The 642-nt window shown below is 31.0% G+C and carries 1 protein-coding gene; it reads left to right on the top strand.

Going from position 1 to position 642, the window contains the following annotated elements:
• Positions 1–33: 33 nt before the first annotated feature.
• On the top strand, positions 34–642 hold a 609-nt coding region (locus WG67_RS03070), incomplete at its 3' end, for a polysaccharide deacetylase family protein (protein WP_458694890.1).

Raw genomic sequence — 642 nt, 5'->3', positions numbered from 1 at the left:
AAGTGTAGTATTCTATCACTTTGCTGATTACAAATGTTTATAAGGATAATCACTTTTTTCTTACTATATTCAAGTACGGCTTTTTGTAGTGATTGTAATTTTAATTTACCATACTGTGGGCTCAGTTGTAATCTAGATCTATCATATAGAAATTTAAGTAATATAAAAAAATTATTGAATAACGACGATAAGTTTGTTGCGCTTACGTTTGATGATGGACCGTCTAACAATAGAGTAAACGATATTATTAATGTTCTGGAAAGCTATGAAGCAAAAGCAACATTTTTTGTGCTTGGTGAACGTATAAATGAAAAAACGTCTGAAATAGTAAAGAAAATTCATGAATCAGGTCATGAGTTAGGCAATCACTCTTGGTCGCATAGGAAGTTGACATCACTTTCAAGTGAGGAACAATTGCAAGAATTGGAAAAGACAAATACAGCAATTAAAAATGCAATAAAACAAGATGTAAAATGGTTTCGTCCGCCATATGGATGTTATGACGATAATCTGATTGAAAATACTGATCAATTAAATATGTATTCAATATTATGGACAGTTGATTCGCTAGATTGGCAAGGTGATAAGCCAGAAACTTTAGTTGAAAGAGTTTTAAGTAATGTACATAATGGAGCAGTTATA

Source organism: Wolbachia endosymbiont of Drosophila incompta (assembly GCF_001758565.1).
Lineage (GTDB): Bacteria > Pseudomonadota > Alphaproteobacteria > Rickettsiales > Anaplasmataceae > Wolbachia > Wolbachia pipientis.
The sequence above is the reverse complement of the archived record's forward strand: the minus strand, read 5'-3'. Positions and strand labels throughout refer to the sequence as shown.